The organism is Amycolatopsis sp. WAC 01376, from assembly GCF_003947415.1.
Lineage (GTDB): Bacteria > Actinomycetota > Actinomycetes > Mycobacteriales > Pseudonocardiaceae > Amycolatopsis.
On sequence record NZ_QHKL01000003.1, the window covers coordinates 300,000 to 319,556 of the forward strand.

Below are 19,557 nucleotides of genomic sequence, written 5' to 3' on the forward strand. Positions count from 1 at the left end.
CGCCGCGCGGGTGGGACTGGCAGACTGTTCACTGTTGAGGGCGTCGGAGCGCAGACTGTCGATTGCGTTCGAAGGCTCCTGGTGCATGACCTGCGTCACACACACGGTCGTAGCAATCCGGCAAACCGGCCGAAACATCTCCACAGGATCTCCACAGCTCACCCGGATGGTCTCCACGGCCGGTGCTTACAGTCATCCCCATGGAACTGGGAGGACGCCGGGTGCTGGTCGTCGAGGACGACGTGACGATCGCCGAGAGCATCGCCGCGCGGCTGCGGGCCGAGGGATTCACCGTGGACCTGGCGCACGACGGCCCTTCCGGCGTCGAGACCGACGCCGAGCGGGAGCCGGATCTGGTGGTGCTCGACGTGATGCTGCCGGGGTTCGACGGGCTCGAGGTCTGCCGCCGGATCCAGGCCCGCCGCCCGGTCCCGGTGCTGATGCTGACCGCCCGTTCGGATGAGACGGACATGCTGATCGGTCTCGGCGTCGGCGCGGACGACTATCTCACCAAGCCGTTCTCCATGCGGGTGCTCTCGGCGAGGGTGCACGCGCTGCTGCGCCGCGTCGAACGGTCGGCCCGCACCGACGTGAGCGAAGCCGGTACGAAGATCGTGCTCGGCGACCTCGAAATCGACGTCGAGCAGCGGCGGGTCACGCGGGCGGGCAATCCGGCCCAGCTGACGCCGATCGAGTTCGACCTCCTCGTCCACTTCGCGAAACGTCCGAGAGCCGTGCAGCCGAGGGAACGCCTGCTGAGCGAGGTCTGGGACTGGGACGTCGCGGGTACGGGTTCGGGCACCCGCGCCGTCGACAGCCACATCAAGGCGCTGCGCCGCAAACTGGGCGCGGACCTCATCCGCACCGTGCACGGCGTCGGTTACGCGCTGGAGGTGGGATCGTGAAGCTTCGTCCGCTGCTCGGCCGGATCGTCGACGCGCTCCCGAGACCGCTCGATCCGGTCCGCTCCATCAAGCTCAAACTCGCGATCCTGCTGGTGTCCTCGGGCGGTATCGCGTTCGCCTTCTTCAACTGGCAGATCGGCTGGCTGCCGCCGCGGACCACGATCGCCGCGATGGTGCTCGCCGTGGTCACCTCGCAGATTCTGGCGCACGGGATGACCAGGCCGCTGCGGGAGATGACCGCAGCCGCCCGTGCGATGGCCAAGGGCGACTACACCCGGCGGGTCCGCGCGACCGCCCGTGACGAGGTCGGGGAGCTGTCGCACGCCTTCAACCAGATGGCCGCCGACCTCGACGCCTCGGATCAGCGACGGCGCGAGCTGATCGCGAACGTCTCCCACGAACTCCGCACACCGATCACCGCGCTGAACGGGGTGCTGGAGAACCTGGTCGACGGCGTCGCCAAACCCGATCCGGCGACGTTGAAGACCGCGCTGCAGCAGACCGAACGGCTCGGCAGGCTGGTCTCGGAACTGCTCGACCTCTCACGGATCGACGCGGGCGCTTTCCCGTTGCAGCTGGAGGAATTCGACCTCGAACTGCTGCTGGAGGAGGTCGCCGCCGAGGCGGGGATCACCGCCGCCGCGACCGGCCGTGGCGTGCGGTTCGCCGTCGACGTCCAGCCGCCCGGAGCGACGGCCGTCGCCGACCGCGGCAGGCTCTACCAGGTCGTGGTCAACCTGCTCGACAACGCCGTCCGGCACGGACCGGCCGGGGGCGAGGTCCGGGTACGGGCGGAGGTCCGTGAGGCCGACGTCGTCATCGAGGTCGAAGACGAAGGCCCCGGGATCCCGCCGGGGGAGCGGGACAGCGTGTTCGAGCGGTTCACCCGCGGCGAGCGGGCAGGCGGCGGGGGCACCGGCCTCGGTCTCGCGATCGCGCGATGGGTGGTCGACCTCCACGACGGCAGCATCGCCGTCGTCACCCCCGAGCAGCGGCAGGGCTGTGTCATCCGCGTCGTGATCCCCGTTCCGTAGTTCCCTGCCGCTTGTTTTCGGCGGCTCGACACACTCTGCGATATGTGCTTTCGCAAACTGGAGGATTTGATGAGCGAAGACCAAGAAGACCGGCAAGCGCACGCGTCGCCCCCGTCGGCGACGACCACACTGCCGCCCAAGCCCTTGCCGCCCGCGCCGCCGGTCCCGGTCCTGATGCGGCCACGCGTGCCGCCCAAGTCGACGATCGTCCCGTTGCCCGGTTCGGTCCTGCCCGCGGCGGTCGGGGCCGGACTGGTCACCGCTTTCGCCATGCCGGACGATCCCGGAGCCGGCTGGTTCGTCGTGGGGCTCGCCTTCGCGGTGGCCGTCTACTTCGCCGACAAACGCGCCCGCGGCGACGCCGAACCGCATTTCCGCCTGGTCAACGCGGTGTGGGCGGCGGCCGCGCTGGGACTGCTCGCGGTCGGTATGTTCCGCGCGTCGGTGTGGCTGAACGTGCTGTGCGTGCTGGCCGCGTTCGTCGCCGGATCCCTCGCGGTGGTCGGGAAACGCACGGTGAACACGATCATTTATGACGTCTTCGCGGTCCCGATCGAAGCGCTGCTTTCGATCCCGTGGATCGGGCGCGGGCTCGCGAAGCTCGGCACGAAACAGGAAGGCCGCGCGCGGCCGAGGTTCCTGGTGCCGGTGCTGGCGAGCGCCGGACTGCTGCTGGTGTTCGTCCCGCTGCTGCGTGGCGCGGACGCCGCGTTCGCGAGCGTCGTCGACGCGGTGATCCCCGAGCTGAGCCCGGGAACCTTCGTGCGCTGGGGTTTCCTCTTCGTGGTGGCCGCGTTCGCCGTCACCGGGGCGTGCTACCTGCTGGCGGCGCCACCGCTGCCCGCCGACGACGACGCGCCCCGCAAACGGCTCGCGCACCGGCTCGAATGGACGTTGCCGCTGGGTGTGCTGGTGCTGCTGTTCACGAGTTTCGTCGTGGTCCGCCTGGTCGTGTTGTTCGGCGGCACCGAATACCTCCTGGCCACGAGCGGCCTGACGGCGGCCGAATACGCCAGGAGCGGGTTCTGGCAGCTGTCCGCCATCACCGTGCTGACCCTGGTGCTGGTGGCCGCCGCGTTGCGCTGGGCGCCGAAGTCCTCGGCGGCCGATCGCGCCTGGCAGCGCGGGCTGCTCGGCGCGCTGAGCGTGCTCAGCCTGGTGCTGGTCGCGTCGGCGTTGAGTCGCATGTGGACATATCAGCAGGCGTACGGGTTCACCGTGCTGCGGCTGCTGGTCGAGGTCTGCGAACTCTGGATCGGCCTGATCTTCCTGCTGGTGCTGGTTTCCCTGATCCCGCTGCGGTCGGCCTGGCTGCCGCGCGCGGCCATCGGAGCCGCTGTCGCGGCGCTGCTGGGGCTGGCCGTCCTCGATCCGGAACGGTTCATCGCCGACCGCAACATCGACCGCCTCGCCCACGGCAAAACCCTCGATACCGGTTATCTGTCCCGGTTTTCCGCCGACGTCGTGCCGTCGGCCGACCGGCTCCCGGAGCCGCTGCGGTCGTGCGTGCTCGGCCGGGTCGTGACGGGAATCCCGGAAGATGATTGGCGCGAATGGAACCTGAGCCGGTCCCTCGCGCGTCAGACCCCCGTTGCCGCGAAGGACGGGATCGGGTGCCGGTACCTGCCCCGTTCTTGAGCCGTGACACCACGGCCTTGATCGCCCTCGTGGGGGTGAGGGCGATCAAGGCCGCGGTGAACGGCGCCGCCGGGCCACCGAGGGGGAGGCCCGGCGATCACCTCGCCGGAGTCGGGAGCGGTCAGAAGGTGAAGACGCCCGCCGATTCGGCGTCGGCGACACAGCGGTTGGCGTACGAGGTGCGGTAGGTGACCGGTTCGCCGCGCCACTTGCCGACGGCGGAGACGTCCACCGGGGAGTATTCCAAGGTGCAGGCCCGCGGTTCGGGCCGTAGCCTGTCGAACTCTCCGTCCACTTCGGACAGTTTGGCGCAGGCGCCGCCGCGTCCCGGGTGAGACCCCCCGGTGGGTTCGCAGGTGAGTGAGACGGTGCCGATCCGGCCCCTGGTGTCGTGGCTGGTCAGCTGAAACGTGGATTCGGCGGGTTGCGCCGGGGCCATGCAGGCCAACGCGAGTACGCAGGCGCCGATCGGTTCGAAGAAAGCCATATCAACCCTATCGGCTGACATGACCCGGTGACTGTGTTCCACGCTTGGGTGAGATTTGCTCACTCGGACGTGTGGTCGTCCGCTTCTCGAATGTCGTGGGCGAGCAAAGCGACATAAAGGGAGAGCATCGACTCCGGTTCTTCGAGCCGTACCCCGAGTACCTGCTCGATCCTGGCCAGCTGCTGGTAGTAGGCGGTGCGGGAGGTGTGCGCGGCCGCCGCGGCCGCCGATTTGTTGCCGCCGTGTTCGCAGTAATGTCTCAACGCCTGAACGAGTCTGCTGCCCTGTGCGGCGTCCCGGTTCAGCAGCGGGCCGAGCTCCCGCGCGGCGAACGCGGTGATCCGTTCGTCGCCGGACAGGAGATGCAGCAGCCCGCGCAACCGGACGTCGTCGAGCCGCTGGACCACCCGCTCGACGTTTTCGGTGAGCGCCGCGGCGGCGACCTGCGCGGCTTCGACGAGCGTCCGGCGTGCCTCGGCGGGCCCGCTGCCGGTGGTGCCGACCGCGACCACGGCGGGCGCCCCGGCGCGGGCCTCGTGGACGTCGGTGGCCAGCCGCCGCAAAACCGCGTCCACCCCCGCCTCCGGCGAGAGCGCGATCAGCGCGCGCACCAGCGTGTCGTCCGTGGCCACCAGCGCGGACACCTTGGCGCGCCGGGCGGCGAGCGCGGTCGCCTCGGCGAGTTCCCGCAGCAGCACCGGGGTCGACTGCGTGGTCTTGGCGGTCGCGGTGATCCTCGGCCGCACGGCGACCCCGACCAGCAGCCGTCCCGTCAGGGGGACACCCAGCGCGGACGCCCGCGCGGTCAGCTCGCCGGGCGGCACCGGATTCGCCAGCAGTTCGGTCAGGATCGCGCGATGCGCCTGGCGTTCGAGGGAGTCGGTGTCCTTGGCGACCAGCCGGTGGACCGCGAGCGCGGACGCGGCGCGTTCGGCGACCACGACGTGCCGTCGCGGCGGCGGATCCCCGCAGACGACGACCAGCCGTCCCCAGTCGTGCCCGCGCGCGCCGACCACGGTGATCAGCCAGCCCGCGCCCGGGTGGTAGCCGGTCCGCTCGCCGACCTGCACCGGCCGCGACCGGGACGGCCAGCCGGGCAGCAGTTCACCGGGATCGGTCCCGGCCGTGTCGTAGGCGAGGACTTCGTGCGCGAGCGTCTCCAGCACGACGGGATGTTCGGTGAGTCTCGCGACCTCGCGCAGGATGTCGCCCGGTTCGGCGCCGGCGACCGTCAGCGCGGTGAACGTCTCGTGGACCCGCTCCGCCGCGCGGAGTTCGTCGACCTGGGCATCGACGATCAGCCCGTTCACCGCCTCGGTGACCGACACGAAGCGCGTCTCGCGCGAAAGGGTGATCAGCGGGACACCGTGGCGGTCGGCGGCGTCGACCAGCGCGGACGGCAGCTTCTCGCTCCAATGCCGGACCAGTTCGATGACGATCCCGACCACTCCGACACCGGCCAGATCGGCGATGTATCTGGCGAGCGCGGCGCCGTCGTCGGGCAGCGCGACCCCGGTGGTGAGCACGAGTTCCCCGCCGCGCAGCAGCGGGGCGATGTCCGCGACCTCGGCGACGTGCGCCCAGCGGACCGGCGCGTCCAGCCGCGCCGCCCCCGCCACCACGTGGGGCCTGCCCTGACGCAGCACCGGCAGCGCGAGCACCTCGGCGACGGTCGGGTACATCGGCCTCCCACCTGGTCGGAACGCAGAGACAGACTGTACGGCCGGGACCGGGAGTCCGTACACGTTGCCGATGGCGTCGGTGTGGCGCGCGCGCCCAGACTCGACCGGGAGCAGGCATCCGGCGAACAGGAAGGCGAATCCGTGACCGACCGCATCACCCACTGGATAGACGGCAAACCGTGCGAAGGCGTGAGCGAACGATCCGGTGACGTGTTCGATCCGGCCACCGGCCAGGTGAGCGCGAAGGTCGCCTTCGCCGCGCAGGACGACGTCGACGCCGCCGTCGCGGCCGCCTCCCGTGCGCTGCCGGGCTGGCGCGGGACGTCGCTGGCCGGGCGGACGCGGGTGCTGTTCGCCTTCCGTGAGCTGCTTTCGGCGCGGCGTCACGAGCTGGCGAAGATCGTCACCAGCGAACACGGCAAGGTCGAATCCGACGCGGCGGGCGAAGTCGCTCGCGCCATCGAGAACGTCGAGTTCGCTTGCGGCGCGGCGCAAATGCTCAAGGGCGGGTTCAGCGAAAACGCCTCCACCGGCGTCGACGTCTACTCGATCTCGCAGCCGCTGGGCGTGGTCGGGGTGATCTCGCCGTTCAACTTCCCGGCGATGGTCCCGCTGTGGTTCGTGCCGAACGCGCTCGCCTGCGGCAACACCGTCGTGCTCAAGCCGAGCGAGAAGGACCCGTCCGCGGCCGTGTTCATCGCGGAACTGTTCGCCGAGGCGGGCCTGCCCGACGGCGTCCTCAACGTCCTGCACGGCGACAAGGTGGCCGTCGACGGGCTGCTGGAACACCGCGACGTCAAGGCGATCTCGTTCGTCGGGTCGACGCCGATCGCGAAGTACGTCTACGAAACCGGGACCGGGCACGGGAAACGCGTCCAGGCGCTCGGCGGCGCGAAGAACCACATGGTCGTCCTCCCGGACGCCGACCTCGACCTCGCCGCCGACGCGGCGGTCTCGGCGGGCTTCGGCTCGGCGGGGGAGCGGTGCATGGCGGTGTCGGTCGTGGTCGGGGTCGACCCGGTCGGCGACGAACTGGTCGCCAAGATCGCCGAGCGGATCAAGCGGCTCCGCGTCGGCGACGGCATGCGGCCCACCTCGGAGATGGGGCCGCTCGTCACCGCCGCCCACCACGAACGCGTCGAGTCCTATGTGGAAGCCGGAGTGGAAGCGGGAGCCCGGCTCGTCGTCGACGGCCGCGGTATCGAGGTCGACGGCGAGGACGGCGGCTTCTGGCTCGGCCCGACCCTGTTCGACCAGGTCACCCCGGACATGTCGATCTACACCGACGAGATCTTCGGGCCGGTGCTGGCGGTCGCGCGGGCCGAGGGCTACGACGCGGCGCTGGAGCTGATCAACGCCAACGCCTACGGCAACGGCACCGCGATCTTCACCAACGACGGGCGGGCCGCGCGGCGGTTCCAGAACGAGGTCGAGGTCGGGATGGTCGGCGTGAACGTGCCCATCCCGGTGCCGGTCGGCTACTACTCGTTCGGCGGCTGGAAGGACTCGCTGTTCGGCGACAGCCACGCGTACGGGCCGGAAGGGTTCCACTTCTTCACGCGGACGAAGGTCGTCACCTCACGCTGGCCGGACCCCTCGCAGGGCGGGGTGAACCTCGGGTTCCCGCGCAACAGCTGACGCTTGAGGGCTCCGGGGATGTCATGAAAGGGTCGTTCAGGACGTTTTTCGTCCTGAACGACCCTTTCATGACACTCGGGGAACGCCCGCCCGCCGCCGCACGCGACCCCGCGGGGAGAGTCGCGGGACAGCCCTCACGAGGCCCCGAAGACGTCCGGCGGCTCCTCGGGCACTATGCCTTCCGTAAACTCGTTGTGAGGACGAGCCGAGGGAGGTGCAGGTGGCCAACGCGGAAGAGCGGCGTTTCGAGGTGCTTCGCGCGATCGTCGCCGATTACGTTTCCAACCAGGAGCCCGTCGGATCCAAGGCGATCGTCGACCGGCACAACCTCGGCGTGTCCAGCGCCACCGTGCGCAACGACATGGCGGCGCTGGAAGAAGAGGGCTACATCACACAGCCTCACACCAGCGCGGGCCGTATCCCGACCGACAAGGGCTACCGGCTCTTCGTCGACCGGATCGCCGAGGTCAAACCACTCAGCGCGGCCGAACGCCGGGCCATCACGGCCTTCCTCGACAGCGGCACCGACGTCGACGACGTCCTGCGCCGCTCCGTCCGGCTGCTCGCGCAGCTGACCAGGCAGGTCGCGGTCATCCAGTACCCGATGATGACCAACTCCGCGGTCCGGCACCTCGAAGTGGTGCCGCTCACCCCGGCGCGGCTGATGCTGGTGCTGATCACCGATTCCGGCCGCGTCGACCAGCGCACCGTCGACCTCGGGGACGTCATCACCGAAGAGAATGTCGGAAGGCTGCGCACCGTGCTCAACGGCGCGCTGGCGGGCCGCCGTCTCTCCGAGGCCGCGGCGGCGGTCGCCGAACTGCCCGAGAAGTCGCCGGGCGAACTGCGCGACAACCTCACCCGCGTCTGCACCGTGCTGGTGGAATCGCTGGTCGAGCACCCCGAAGAGCGGCTCGTGCTCGGCGGCACGGCGAACCTCACCCGCAACGTCTCGGACTTCCCCGGATCGCTGCGGCAGGTGCTGGAGGCACTCGAGGAGCAGGTCATCGTGCTCAAGCTGCTCGCGGCCGCCCGCAACCCCGGTGCGATCAGCGTCCGCATCGGTGAGGAAAATGAGGACGAGCAGATGCGCAGCACCTCGGTGGTGTCCATCGGCTACGGCATGGACGACCTGCTGCTCGGCGGGATGGGCGTCGTCGGGCCCACCAGGATGGACTACCCGAACACCATCGCCGCGGTGCGCGCGGTGGCGAACTACGTGGGGCAGATCCTCGCCGGCCGCTGAACGCGGCGGTGAGGGCAAAGCAGAAGGAGAAGGCGGAGACGGTGGCGAGGGACTATTACGGCATTCTCGGGGTTGCGAAGAACGCGACGGATCAGGAGATCAAGCGCGCGTACCGCAAAATGGCCCGTGAACTGCACCCCGACGTCAACCCGTCGGAGGACGCCCAGCATCGCTTCGGCGAGGTGACCACCGCGTACGAGGTGCTGTCGGATCCGCAGAAGCGCAAGATCGTCGACCTCGGCGGCGACCCGATGGACGGCGGTGCGCGCGGCGGCGGCGGAGACCCGTTCTCCGGCTTCGGCGGCCTCGGCGACATCATGGACGCCTTCTTCGGCGCCGCCGGAGGTGGCGGGGGCCGCGGCCGTGGCCCGCGCAGCCGCGTGCAGCCCGGTTCCGACGCGCTCATCCGGCTCGGCCTGACCCTCGAGGACTGCGCCACCGGTGTCGACCGCGAGATCACCGTCGACACCGCCATCCTCTGCGACCTGTGCCGCGGCGCCGGCGCGGCCGACGGCACCGGCACCAAGACCTGCGACACCTGCGGCGGCGCCGGCGAGGTCCAGTCCGTGCAGCGGTCGTTCCTCGGCCAGGTCGTCACCGCCCGCCCCTGCCCGGTCTGCCGCGGCTTCGGCGAGGTCATCCCCGACCCCTGCCGCCAGTGCGGCGGCGACGGCCGGGTCCGCTCGCGCCGCAACGTCACCGCGAAGATCCCGCCGGGCGTCGGCGACGGCATGCGCATCCGGCTCTCCGGACAGGGCGAGGTCGGCCCCGGCGGCGGCCCCGCCGGCGACCTGTACGTCGAGATCGACGAGGCACCGCACGAGGTCTTCGTCCGGCAGGGCAACGACCTGCACTGCAACTTCCGCATCCCGATGACCACCGCCGCCCTCGGCGCCACGGTGCCCATCGAGACCCTCATCGACGGCGACTACGAACTCGACATCGAGCCGGGCACCCAGCCCGCCACCGAACTCGTGCTCACCGGCAAGGGCATGCCGCGGCTGCGGTCCTCCGGCCGCGTCGACGGCCGCGGCGACCTGCACGTCCACATCGACGTCGTCGTGCCGACCAAACTCGACGACGCCCAGCGCGACCTCCTCGTCGAACTCGCCCAGCAGCGCGGCGAAGACGTCCCTTCGCTCTCGTCGAACGGCTCCAAGCCCGGCGGGCTGTTCTCCAAGCTGCGCACCAAGAACCACCGGTAACCCGTGCCAGAGACGACACTGCCGGTCTTCCTCACCGCCGCGCTGCCCGGCTCCGGGCGCACCACCCTCGACGGTGAGGAAGCCCGGCACGCCGCCACCGTCCGGCGACTGCGCGTCGGCGAACGCCTCGTGCTGTCCGACGGCGAAGGTGGCATGGCGCGCTGCGTCGTCGAAGCCGTCCAAGCCGGCAGAGACGCGGCACTCACCCTCGCCATCGAAGAACACTGGACCGAGGAACCACCCGCACTGCGCGTCATCGTCGCCCAGGCACTCGCCAAAGGCGACCGCGGCGAACTCGCCGTCGAACTCGCCACCGAAGCGGGCGCCGACGCCATCGTCCCCTGGCGCGCCGCCCGCAGCGTCGCCCGCTGGGAAGGAGGAACCCGCGGCGACAAAGCCCTCGGCCGCTGGCGCACCACCGCCCGCGCCGCCGCCAAACAAGCCCGACGCGCCCACGTCCCCGAAGTCGCCGAACCCGCCACCACCCGCGAACTCGCCGAACTCACCCAGACCGTTTCCCGCGCACTCGTCCTCGAATCCGGCATCACCACCCGCCTCACCGAGATCGAACTCCCCGCACAAGGCGACATCCTCCTCATCGTCGGCCCCGAAGGCGGCATCACCGACGAAGAACTCACCACCCTCACCGACGCCGGCGCCACCGCCATCCGGTTGGGCCCCACCGTTTTACGCACCTCCACCGCCGCCGCCGTCGCACTCGGCGCACTCGGCGCACTCACCGACCGCTGGAAGTGAAAAAACACCCCACTAATTTGCGGCGAGTTATGGCGCGATCACGCAAACAGCCGTTACTCTCGTTAACTGACGCGCAACACACGGTTTCGGCGCGCCACTGGGGGATGAAGCCCAGTCGCGCGCGTGAATCCCCGCCGGGCACCTCCCCCCTCGGTCCGGCGGAGCCGCGGCGGCGGTGGACCGACCCCCAGGGTCCACCGCGCCGCGGCGTCTTCATTTGGGGGCTTCGCAAGTCGCTTCGCTCCTTGCTGCGTCCCAAATTCCGCGCCGCGGCGCGGTTCCGCGTGTCTGCCCGGGGGCCGAGCCCCCCGCACCCCCCACGGTGCGTCCGGCGGCGGTTGGCGGGTGGGTCTCGGCATAGGGCCTGGCGGCCCTTGCCGTGCGGGGGTTTGTGGGTGGTGGGCAGTAGCTTGGCGGGATGGCGAAGCGGATGGGTGGGGCGGAGCGGCGGGCGCAGGTGGTGGGGATCGCGGCGCGCGAGTTTGCGGAGAACGGGCTGCATGGGGCGTCTGTTGAGGCGATCGCGCGCGAGGCTGGGATTACGCAGGCGTATGTGTTCCGGATGTTCGGGACGAAGAAGGCGTTGTTTCTCGAGGTGGTGGGGGCTGCCTTTGATCGGTTCAGTGAGGGGATGGCGGAGGCGGCTGAGGGGGTCGAGGGGCTTGACGCGCTTTCGTTGATGGGCGCGCAGTATCACGGGTTGCTGGCCGATCGGACCACGCTCATGGTGCAGCTGCAGGGCTTCGCGGCTTGTGGGGACAGCGAGGTCCGCGATTTCGTGCGGTCGCGGTTCGGCCACATGTGGGACACGGTCGCCGGAGCCGCGCAGCTCGATCCGGTGACCCTGAAGTCGTTCCTCGCCTTCGGCATGCTTCTCAACAACATGGCCGCCCTCGACGCCGCCGAACTCGACGAACCGTGGGCCGAGGGAGTGCGCACCCGCATCCACGCCGGTTTGTTCGAGCACATCACCAGCGAGACCAACCGCGACGTTAGGGTGGGGGAATGAGTGACGCGGAGACGTTGTTCGAGCGGATCATCGCGGGCGAGATCCCGTCCGACAAGGTGTACGAGGACGAGACGACCTATGCGTTCCGGGACATAGCGCCGCAGGCGCGGGTCCACGTGCTCGTGGTGCCGAAGAAGCGGTACCGGAACGTCGCAGAGCTGGCCGCGGCGGACCCGCAGCTCCTCGCCGACGTGACCGCCACCGCCAAGAAGGTCGCGGAGCTCGAGGGGATCGCCGAATCCGGGTACCGGGTGGTCTTCAACACCGACCGTGACGCCGGGCAGACCGTCTTCCACGTGCACGCGCACGTGCTCGGCGGCGAGCAGCTGGGGCATTTCGGACGCTGAAGCGCGCGGCCTGCGGAAACCGGACTGCGTGCCGGCACCCGCAACCAGTAACATCGACCTTGTCACTGTCGTTGAAAATCGCAGCGTAAGCGCAGGAAGTAGGCCAGAGGCCACGTGGCCGGAACCGTACCGGGTGAAGCCGCCCGACCCGACGTTCCCACGGACGTCACCCCGACGAAGGCCGACGAGGCCGCTGTCATCGAAGCGGCCCAGTCCCGATTCCCCATCCCCGAAGCCGCCGCGCTCAGCCTGCTCGGCTCGAGGGACGAAAACCTCCGCGTCGCCGAAGAACTCCTCGCCGCCGACGTCCACGTCCGGGGCAACGAGGTCACGCTGACCGGCGCCCCCGCCGACGTCGCCTTCGCCGAACGTGTCTTCGCCGAACTCGTGACGCTCGCCGGCCGCGGCCAGCAGGTCGACCCGGCCACCGTCCGCCGCACCGTCGGCATGCTCTCCACCGGTGACCACGAGTCACCGGCCGAAGTGCTGAGCATGAACATCATCTCCCGGCGCGGCAAGACGATCCGGCCCAAGACGCTGAACCAGAAGCGCTACGTCGACGCCATCGACAAGCACACCATCGTGTTCGGCATCGGCCCCGCCGGTACCGGCAAGACGTACCTCGCGATGGCCAAGGCCGTCCAGGCACTGCAGGCCAAGCAGGTCACCCGCATCGTGCTGACGCGCCCCGCGGTCGAAGCGGGCGAGCGCCTCGGCTACCTGCCGGGCACGCTCAACGAGAAGATCGACCCGTACCTGCGCCCGCTCTACGACGCGCTGCACGACATGGTCGAGCCCGAGTCGATCCCGCGGCTGATGCAGGCGGGCACCATCGAGATCGCGCCGCTCGCGTACATGCGTGGCCGCACCCTCAACGACGCGTTCATCATCCTCGACGAAGCGCAGAACACCACGCCGGAACAGATGAAGATGTTCCTCACCCGGCTCGGGTTCGGCGCCAAGATCGTCGTCACCGGTGACATCACCCAGGTCGACCTCCCCACCGGCCAGAAGAGCGGCCTGCGGGTGGTCCGCGACATCCTCGAAGGTGTCGAAGACCTGCACTTCGCCCAGCTCACCAGCCAGGACGTGGTGCGGCACAGGCTCGTCGGCGACATCGTCGACGCGTACGAGAAGTGGCAGGCGCTGCAGGACAGCCAGGACAAGGGCAATGGTTGGAAGGGGCAGCGGCGGTCATGAGCATCGAGATCGCCAATGAGTCCGGCGTGAACGTCGACGAGACGTCGATCGTGTCGGCCGCCCGCTTCGCGCTCGACAAGATGGAGGTCAGCCCGCTCGCCGAGCTGTCCATCCTGCTCGTCACCCTCGAGGTGATGGAGGACCTGCACGAACGGTGGATGGACCTGCCCGGTCCCACCGACGTGATGGCCTTCCCGATGGACGAGCTCGACTCGTCGCGCCGCCCCGACGCGCCCGACGCCTCACCCGCGCTGCTCGGTGACATCGTGCTGTGCCCGGCGTTCGCGAAGGACCAGGCCAAGACGGCGGGCCATTCGCTGATGGACGAGCTGCATCTGCTCACCACGCACGGCGTGCTGCACCTGCTCGGCTACGACCACGCCGAACCCGCCGAGGAACGCGAGATGTTCGGTCTGCAGAAGCGGATCCTCGGCGAGTTCCAGGCCGCCGTGGCCGCGGTGAACAGGCGCGACGCGCAGCGCACCGCGGACGACAGGCTCCTCGGCACCGCCGGTCTCGACACCGTGCCCGCCGACGAACCCCCCGCCTAGAAATGGGTAGTCCCACGGCCCTGCTGGTCATCGCCATCGCGCTGATCCTGCTCGCCGGGGTGTTCGCGGCCGCCGACGCGGCGGTCAGCACGGTCTCCAAGGCCCGTGCCGACGGCCTCGTCCGGCTCGGCCGCCCCGGCGCGCGTCAGCTCGCGCTGGTCATCGCCGAACGCCGCCGCCACATCAACCTGATCCTGCTGCTGCGGATGACCTGCGAGCTGACCGCCACGGTGCTGGTCACCGTCGACATCCTCCGCTGGATCCGGCCGCTGTGGCTCGCCATCGTCGTCGCGGCGGGGGTGATGGTCGTGGTGAGTTACGTGCTCATCGGGGTCGGCCCGCGCACCCTCGGCCGCCAGCACCCGTACCGGATCGGTCTCGTCGTCGCGGGCCCCGTCCGCGTCCTCGGCTCGATCCTCGGCCCGCTCAGCAGGCTGCTGATCGTCCTCGGTAACGCGATCACCCCCGGCCGCGGCTTCCGCGAAGGCCCGTTCACCTCCGAAGTCGAACTGCGTGAGCTGGTCGACCTCGCCCAGGAACGCGGCGTCGTCGAGGAATCCGAACGCGAGATGATCCACTCGGTGTTCGAACTCGGCGACACCGTCGCACGCGAGGTCATGGTGCCGCGGACGGAGATCGTCTGGATCGAGCACGACAAGACCGTGCGCCAGGCGCTCGCGCTGGCCCTGCGCACCGGGTTCACCCGGCTGCCGGTGATCGGCGACTCCGTCGACGACGTCGTCGGCGTGGTCAACATCAAGGACCTCATGCCCGCGTACATGGCCGAGGGCGGTTCGCAGCGGCAGGTCGAGGAACTGATGAACCCGGCGAGCTTCGTGCCGGACTCGAAGCGGCTCGACGATCTGCTCAAGGAGATGCAGGTCTCGCACAACCACATGGCGATCGCCGTCGACGAGTACGGCGGCACCGCCGGCCTGCTCACCATCGAGGACGTCCTCGAGGAGATCGTCGGCGAGATCACCGACGAATCCGACACCGACGAGCGTCCCGAGGTCGAAGAACTCGAAAACGGCGCGGTCCGCGTCTCGTCCCGGCTCTCGATCGACGACCTCGGCGAACTGTTCGGGATCGATCTCGAAGACCATGACGTGGAGACCGTGGGCGGACTGCTCGCCGAGCGACTGGGTAGGGTCCCGCTGCCGGGGGCCGAAGCCGAGGTCGCCGGACTTCGGCTGTTCGCCGAAGGCGGTAAGGACCGGCGCGGGCGGATGCGGATCACCACGGTGGTCGTCCACCCCGCCGACGCGGACGCGGTGACCGACGCAGCCCAGGGCAGGCGTCGCACCCGGGTCCCGCAGCCCGATGAAAGTGACAGGAGTGTCGAACATGCCTGAGCTGGACGCCGAGGACCAGAAGCTGGTGACCCTGGCCAGGTCCGCGCGAGCCCGCACCCAGGCCGCCGAGGGCGCCGCGCTTCGCGACACCGACGGCCGCACCTACGCGGCGAGCACGGTCGACCAGCCGTCGTTCGGACTCACCGCGCTGCAGGCCGCCGTCGCCGCCGCCGTTTCGAGCGGAGCCGAAGGAATCGAGGCCGCCGTCGTGGTCAGTGGTGACGCCATCCTGAACGGTGCCTCGCTCCAGGCGGTGCGGGACATCGCCGAAGACGCCCCCGTTTATCTCGCGGATCCCAGTGGCAAGGTGCTGAGCTGATGGCCGAGCCGCATCGTTCCGGTTTCGCCTGCTTCGTCGGGCGGCCCAACGCGGGCAAGTCCACGCTGACCAACGCGCTCGTCGGCAGCAAGGTGGCGATCACCTCCAGCAAACCGCAGACCACCCGGCACGCCATCCGCGGTATCGTCCACCGCGACGACGCCCAGCTGGTGATCATCGACACACCGGGGCTGCACCGGCCGAGGACACTGCTCGGCGAGCGGCTCAACGACATCGTCCACTCGACATGGTCCGAAGTGGACGTTGTCGGACTTTGCGTGCCCGCCAACGAAAAAGTCGGTCCCGGTGACCGGTTCATCGCCGCCGAACTGAAGAAGATCGCCAAGCGGACCCCGGTGATCGGCGTGGTCACCAAGACGGATCTCGTGAAACCCGAGCAGGTCGCCGAGCAGTTGCTCGCCCTGCAGGAGGTGATGGAGTTCGCCGAGCTGATCCCGGTGTCCGCTGTGGACGGTTTCCAGGTCGGCGCGCTCTCGGATCTGCTGGTACGGCACCTTCCGGAAGGCCCGCAGCTGTATCCGGGCGGCGAACTCACCGACGAGCCCGAGCAGATCCTGGTCGCCGAGCTGATCCGCGAGGCCGCGCTGGAAGGTGTCCGGGACGAGCTTCCGCACTCGATCGCCGTCACCGTCGAGGAAATGCTGCCGCACGAGGGCAGGGACGACATGATCGACGTGCACGCGTTCCTCTATGTGGAACGACCGAGCCAGAAGGGCATCATCCTCGGGCACAAGGGTGAGCGGCTCAAGGACGTCGGCGCCCGCGCGCGGCAGCAGATCGAGGGGCTTCTCGGCACGAAGGTCTACCTCGACCTGCACATCAAGGTCGCCAAAGAGTGGCAGCGCGACCCCCGTCAGTTGCGACGGCTGGGCTTCTGACTGAACGGAATGTCTCGATTCGGTCGCGGAGACCGGTTGATGATGTGGAACCGGACGGGTGACCTTAGAGTCTCAACCCTTGACTCCGGTGATCGCTGATCGGGCGGCGCGCCCGGGTCGTAGTTCTGCATATCATTCGTGAAGGGAAAGCGGTAAATGACCGACAACCAGGGCCTGCCCAACTACTCCGGCGACCCTCAGGGCGGTGGCGGCTTCAACAACCCCGGCCCGCCGCCCAACAACAACCTGGTGTGGGCCATCCTCACCACGATCCTGTGCTGCCTGCCCTTCGGCATCGTCGCCATCGTCAAGGCGAACCAGGTGAACACCCTCTGGGCGCAGGGCCAGCCCGCCGCGGCGCAGGAAGCGGCCGACGCCGCCAAGAAGTGGTCGATCATCGCGGCGATCGTCGGTGGCATCATCATCGTTCTGTACGTTGTCCTCGTCGTCGTTCTCGGAGTCTTCGCGGCCTCGGTGGACGTGAACAACTACCGCTGATCCCGGCGATCGAGGGGGAGACCTCATGACCGACCAGTACCCGAACTATCCGCCTCCGGGCGGGCCTCCGCCGCAGCAGCCGTATTACGGCGGTATGCCGAACTACGGTCCCCCGCCGGACAACAACCTGGTGTGGGCCATTCTCTGCACGGTGTTGTGCTGCTTGCCGCTGGGTATCGTGGCGATCGTGAAGTCGAGCCAGGTGCAGACGTTGTGGTCACAGGGTTTCCACGCGGAAGCCCAGAAGGCCGCCGACGACGCGAAGAAATGGTCCATGTGGGGAGCGATCGCCACCGGTGGACTTTTCCTGCTGTACATCATCTTCATCGTGGTGATGGTCATCATCGGCGCGTCGGCGGGAAGCTTCACGCCGTGACGACGTCCGTCTACACGGGATTCCCGGCGCGCGGGTTCAAAGCAAGGGCCCGCGCGCTGGGGCCGGACCTGGCCATCGCGGCCGGCGCCGGCCTCGGCTGCGTCGTCCTCTGGCTGGGTGATCCCACCACTCCGGGCGGACCGCTTCCGGTCTGCCCCACCAAGTCCTTGCTGGGCATCGCCTGCCCCGGCTGCGGTGGCATGCGCATGGTCTACAGCGCGCTGCACGGGGACATCCCCGCCGCGCTGCACTACAACGCGGTGTCCTTTGTGGTCGTTCTGCTGCTCGTCTGGAGCACCGTCGCCTGGGCGGTGGGCAGACTTCGCGGCCGGGCCGTGAACAGCTGGCTGCACTGGCGCTGGACACCGCTCGCGTTCGGCGTCGTGTTCGTCGTCTGGTTCATCATCCGTAACCTGCCCTTCGCCCCGTTCACCTCGCTCTACGTCTGAGTGCCGGGCCGAGGCCCGGATCGTCGGTGGTACCGAGTACGCTCCCGCGCACCGGTCTGCTCGGCGGATACCCATGCCGTACATTCAGCCCGGGTCGCCGCACGAGGCCCCGTGCGCCAGGGGCGAGGAACCAGCGAGGGGATTTCGATGACCACTCCCTACGGCCAGCAGCCGCCGGGACAGCAGCCGCCGCCCGGGTCCGGGCCCGCGCCGGGGGACGGGCAGTCACCGCAGCCGCAGCAGCCGTTCGGACAGCCGCCGTCGGGAGAACAGCCCTCGCCGTTCGGCCAGCAGCCGCAGCAGGTTCTTCAAGGTGAGCAGCCCTCACCGTTTGGTCAGCAGCCCTCCGGTGAGCAGCCTTCGCCGTTCGGTCAGCAGCCGCAGCAGGCTCCGCAGGGTGACCAGTCTTCGCCCTTCGGGCAGCAGCCGCAGGCTCCGTTCGGCCAGCAGCCGCAACAACCGGGTCAGCCGTTCGGCGCGCAGCAGCAGCCGTTCGGGCAGCAGCCCCCGCAGTCTTCGCCGTTCGGGCAGCAGCCCGGCCAGCCTTCGCCGTTCGGCCAGGCCGCCCAGTTCGGCCCGCAGACCGACTACGCCCACTGGGGCCTTCGCGCGGGCGCGACCCTCATCGACTTCGGCCCGATCGTCGTGCTCCCGATCATCGGCATGATCATTTCGGCGACAGGGCTTCGCACGGTCGGCCTGTTCATCGCCGGTCTCGGTTATCTCGCCGGATTCGGCTGGACCGTCTACAACCGATGGATCCGGATGGGCACCACCGGCCAGTCCCTCGGCAAGAAGATCCTGAAGATCAAGCTCGTCCGCGAGGCCGACGGGCAGCCGATCGGGCCGCTGATGGCCTTCGTCCGGGACCTGTGCCACAACCTCGACGGCTGGATCTGCGGCCTCGGTTATCTCTGGCCGCTGTGGGACGAGAAGAAGCAGACGTTCGCCGACAAGATCCTCAGCACCGTCGTCGTCCCGGGCGAAGCCGCCGCGGTCGCGGCGGCGGCACCGTTCGGCCAGAACCCGGGATTCCCCGCGCCGCCGCCTTCTTCGCCGTCGTTCCCCGCGCAGCCCTCGCCGTTCGGCCAGCAGCCGCAGCAGCAGCCGTTCGGCGCGCAACAACAGCAGCAGCAGCAGCCGTCCCCGTTCGGGCAGCAGGCCCAGCAGCCGCAGCCGTTCGGGCAGCAGCCGTCCCAGCCGTTCGGTCAGCAGCCGCAGGGAACCGCGGCGCCGTCCCCGGAGTCCCAGCCGGGACCGGCCTTGGGCGAGGCCGAGCCGACTCAGGTCCTTCGCCCCGGCCAGCCGCCTCAGCAGGCGCCGTCCGGGTTCGACGAAGCCGAGCCGACGCAGAAGATCACGCCGGAGCAGCTGAGGCAGCAGTTGCCAGGAGCGGACGGGTCGAACGGGCCCGGCACACCGCAGCAGTAAGGAACGACCGGCGGGATCCACCCGCCGGGAAGCACGACACAAGTGGGGAACCCGATGACGAACCCGTACGGCCAGCAGCCCGGCCCCGGCCAGCAGCAGCCCTATGGCCAGCAGCCTCAGCCCGGATACGGACCCCCGTCCGGCGCCACGCCCGCGCCGTACGGTCAGCCGTCCGGTGCGAACCCGATGCCGTACGGCCAGCCGGCGCCCTATGGCCAGCCCGCGCCGTACGGTCAGCCCGCGCCGTATGGCGCTCCGGGTGGCATGCCCGGCGGCGGTGGCGACATCAACGCCATCAAGGATTACAAGGGCTGGGCGATCGGCTGCATCTTCCTCTGCTGGATCATCGCGATCTTCGCGATCATGAAGTCCAACGAGGTCAACACCTACAAGATGCAGGGCAACTACGCCGCCGCCATGGACGCGTCGAAGTCGACGAAGACCATGTGCATGATCGCCTCGATCATCGGCGGCGTCGGCTGCCTCTTCTCCATCCTCTGGATCATCCTGGCCGCCGCGACGGCGTTCTAGC

At 69.4% G+C, this 19,557-nt stretch carries 21 protein-coding genes; 19 read left to right on the plus strand and 2 right to left on the minus strand.

The annotated features are described in order from the left end of the window. Nucleotides 1-221 precede the first annotated feature (221 nt). The 3 genes from DMH03_RS18120 (at nucleotide 222) to DMH03_RS18130 (ending at nucleotide 3,577) form a co-directional block, all read left to right on the plus strand. Nucleotides 222-905, plus strand: a complete 684-nt coding sequence (locus DMH03_RS18120; protein WP_255431248.1) for a response regulator transcription factor — start codon at nucleotides 222-224, stop codon at nucleotides 903-905. Further along, complete coding sequence (locus DMH03_RS18125) at nucleotides 902-1,939, plus strand: HAMP domain-containing sensor histidine kinase (protein WP_125793209.1); 1,038 nt, start codon at nucleotides 902-904, stop codon at nucleotides 1,937-1,939. The genes DMH03_RS18120 and DMH03_RS18125 overlap by 4 nt, the downstream gene beginning before the upstream one ends. Nucleotides 1,940-2,008: 69 nt before the next feature. After that, the gene (locus tag DMH03_RS18130; protein ID WP_125793210.1) at nucleotides 2,009-3,577 is read left to right on the plus strand and encodes a DUF4153 domain-containing protein; all 1,569 of its coding nucleotides are present in this window, start codon (nucleotides 2,009-2,011) and stop codon (nucleotides 3,575-3,577) included. 121 nt (nucleotides 3,578-3,698) lie between these two features. Here the strand turns inward: DMH03_RS18130 and DMH03_RS18135 are convergent, their stop codons facing one another. Then, nucleotides 3,699-4,064, minus strand: coding sequence for an SSI family serine proteinase inhibitor (locus tag DMH03_RS18135; RefSeq protein WP_125785870.1), 366 nt, complete (start codon nucleotides 4,062-4,064; stop codon nucleotides 3,699-3,701). 59 nt (nucleotides 4,065-4,123) lie between these two features. Continuing rightward, nucleotides 4,124-5,746, minus strand: coding sequence for a PucR family transcriptional regulator (locus DMH03_RS18140; RefSeq protein WP_125793211.1), 1,623 nt, complete (start codon nucleotides 5,744-5,746; stop codon nucleotides 4,124-4,126). 141 nt (nucleotides 5,747-5,887) lie between these two features. Between DMH03_RS18140 and DMH03_RS18145 the strand changes: the two genes are divergently transcribed. The 16 genes from DMH03_RS18145 to DMH03_RS18220 all read left to right on the plus strand — a co-directional run bounded on the left by DMH03_RS18145 (nucleotide 5,888) and on the right by DMH03_RS18220 (nucleotide 19,556). Then, entirely contained in the window at nucleotides 5,888-7,384 is a 1,497-nt protein-coding gene (locus DMH03_RS18145; RefSeq protein WP_125793212.1) for a CoA-acylating methylmalonate-semialdehyde dehydrogenase, read from the plus strand. A 220-nt stretch (nucleotides 7,385-7,604) separates the two neighbouring features. Then, nucleotides 7,605-8,630, plus strand: a complete 1,026-nt coding sequence (hrcA, locus tag DMH03_RS18150) for a heat-inducible transcriptional repressor HrcA (RefSeq protein WP_125793213.1) — start codon at nucleotides 7,605-7,607, stop codon at nucleotides 8,628-8,630. A 41-nt stretch (nucleotides 8,631-8,671) separates the two neighbouring features. After that, nucleotides 8,672-9,835 (plus strand): molecular chaperone DnaJ, encoded by a 1,164-nt coding sequence (gene dnaJ, locus DMH03_RS18155; RefSeq protein WP_125793214.1) that lies wholly within the window; start codon nucleotides 8,672-8,674, stop codon nucleotides 9,833-9,835. A 3-nt stretch (nucleotides 9,836-9,838) separates the two neighbouring features. Beyond that, nucleotides 9,839-10,591: a 16S rRNA (uracil(1498)-N(3))-methyltransferase gene (locus DMH03_RS18160; RefSeq protein ID WP_125793215.1), complete on the plus strand. Its 753-nt coding sequence runs from the start codon at nucleotides 9,839-9,841 to the stop codon at nucleotides 10,589-10,591. A gap of 418 nt (nucleotides 10,592-11,009) precedes the next feature. Further along, nucleotides 11,010-11,600, plus strand: a complete 591-nt coding sequence (locus tag DMH03_RS18165) for a TetR/AcrR family transcriptional regulator (protein ID WP_233611548.1) — start codon at nucleotides 11,010-11,012, stop codon at nucleotides 11,598-11,600. Further along, nucleotides 11,597-11,947: a histidine triad nucleotide-binding protein gene (locus DMH03_RS18170; RefSeq protein WP_125793216.1), complete on the plus strand. Its 351-nt coding sequence runs from the start codon at nucleotides 11,597-11,599 to the stop codon at nucleotides 11,945-11,947. Before DMH03_RS18165 ends, DMH03_RS18170 begins: the two co-directional genes overlap by 4 nt. A 114-nt stretch (nucleotides 11,948-12,061) precedes the next feature. Next, nucleotides 12,062-13,147: a PhoH family protein gene (locus DMH03_RS18175; protein WP_125793217.1), complete on the plus strand. Its 1,086-nt coding sequence runs from the start codon at nucleotides 12,062-12,064 to the stop codon at nucleotides 13,145-13,147. Continuing rightward, nucleotides 13,144-13,698: an rRNA maturation RNase YbeY gene (ybeY, locus tag DMH03_RS18180; protein ID WP_125785856.1), complete on the plus strand. Its 555-nt coding sequence runs from the start codon at nucleotides 13,144-13,146 to the stop codon at nucleotides 13,696-13,698. The genes DMH03_RS18175 and ybeY overlap by 4 nt, the downstream gene beginning before the upstream one ends. 2 nt (nucleotides 13,699-13,700) lie before the next feature. Further along, a complete protein-coding gene (locus DMH03_RS18185; RefSeq protein ID WP_125793218.1) occupies nucleotides 13,701-15,053 on the plus strand; it encodes a hemolysin family protein in 1,353 nt (450 codons plus the stop codon). Further along, on the plus strand, nucleotides 15,046-15,372 hold the full coding sequence (locus DMH03_RS18190) for a cytidine deaminase (protein WP_125793219.1): 327 nt from the start codon (nucleotides 15,046-15,048) through the stop codon (nucleotides 15,370-15,372). Before DMH03_RS18185 ends, DMH03_RS18190 begins: the two co-directional genes overlap by 8 nt. Next, nucleotides 15,372-16,271, plus strand: a complete 900-nt coding sequence (gene era / locus DMH03_RS18195) for a GTPase Era (protein WP_125793220.1) — start codon at nucleotides 15,372-15,374, stop codon at nucleotides 16,269-16,271. Before DMH03_RS18190 ends, era begins: the two co-directional genes overlap by 1 nt. A gap of 156 nt (nucleotides 16,272-16,427) precedes the next feature. Further along, nucleotides 16,428-16,769, plus strand: a complete 342-nt coding sequence (locus tag DMH03_RS18200) for a CD225/dispanin family protein (RefSeq protein WP_125785852.1) — start codon at nucleotides 16,428-16,430, stop codon at nucleotides 16,767-16,769. Between the two features lie 25 nt (nucleotides 16,770-16,794). Continuing rightward, the gene (locus tag DMH03_RS18205; RefSeq protein ID WP_007034859.1) at nucleotides 16,795-17,145 is read left to right on the plus strand and encodes a CD225/dispanin family protein; all 351 of its coding nucleotides are present in this window, start codon (nucleotides 16,795-16,797) and stop codon (nucleotides 17,143-17,145) included. Continuing rightward, the gene (locus DMH03_RS18210) at nucleotides 17,142-17,594 is read left to right on the plus strand and encodes a DUF2752 domain-containing protein (RefSeq protein ID WP_125793221.1); all 453 of its coding nucleotides are present in this window, start codon (nucleotides 17,142-17,144) and stop codon (nucleotides 17,592-17,594) included. The genes DMH03_RS18205 and DMH03_RS18210 overlap by 4 nt, the downstream gene beginning before the upstream one ends. Before the next feature lie 147 nt (nucleotides 17,595-17,741). Then, nucleotides 17,742-19,025 carry an RDD family protein gene (locus DMH03_RS42970; RefSeq protein ID WP_125793222.1) on the plus strand — a complete coding sequence of 428 codons (1,284 nt, stop codon included), beginning with the start codon at nucleotides 17,742-17,744 and terminating at the stop codon, nucleotides 19,023-19,025. A gap of 54 nt (nucleotides 19,026-19,079) precedes the next feature. Continuing rightward, nucleotides 19,080-19,556 carry a CD225/dispanin family protein gene (locus DMH03_RS18220; RefSeq protein ID WP_125793223.1) on the plus strand — a complete coding sequence of 159 codons (477 nt, stop codon included), beginning with the start codon at nucleotides 19,080-19,082 and terminating at the stop codon, nucleotides 19,554-19,556. Nucleotide 19,557 lies beyond the last annotated feature (1 nt).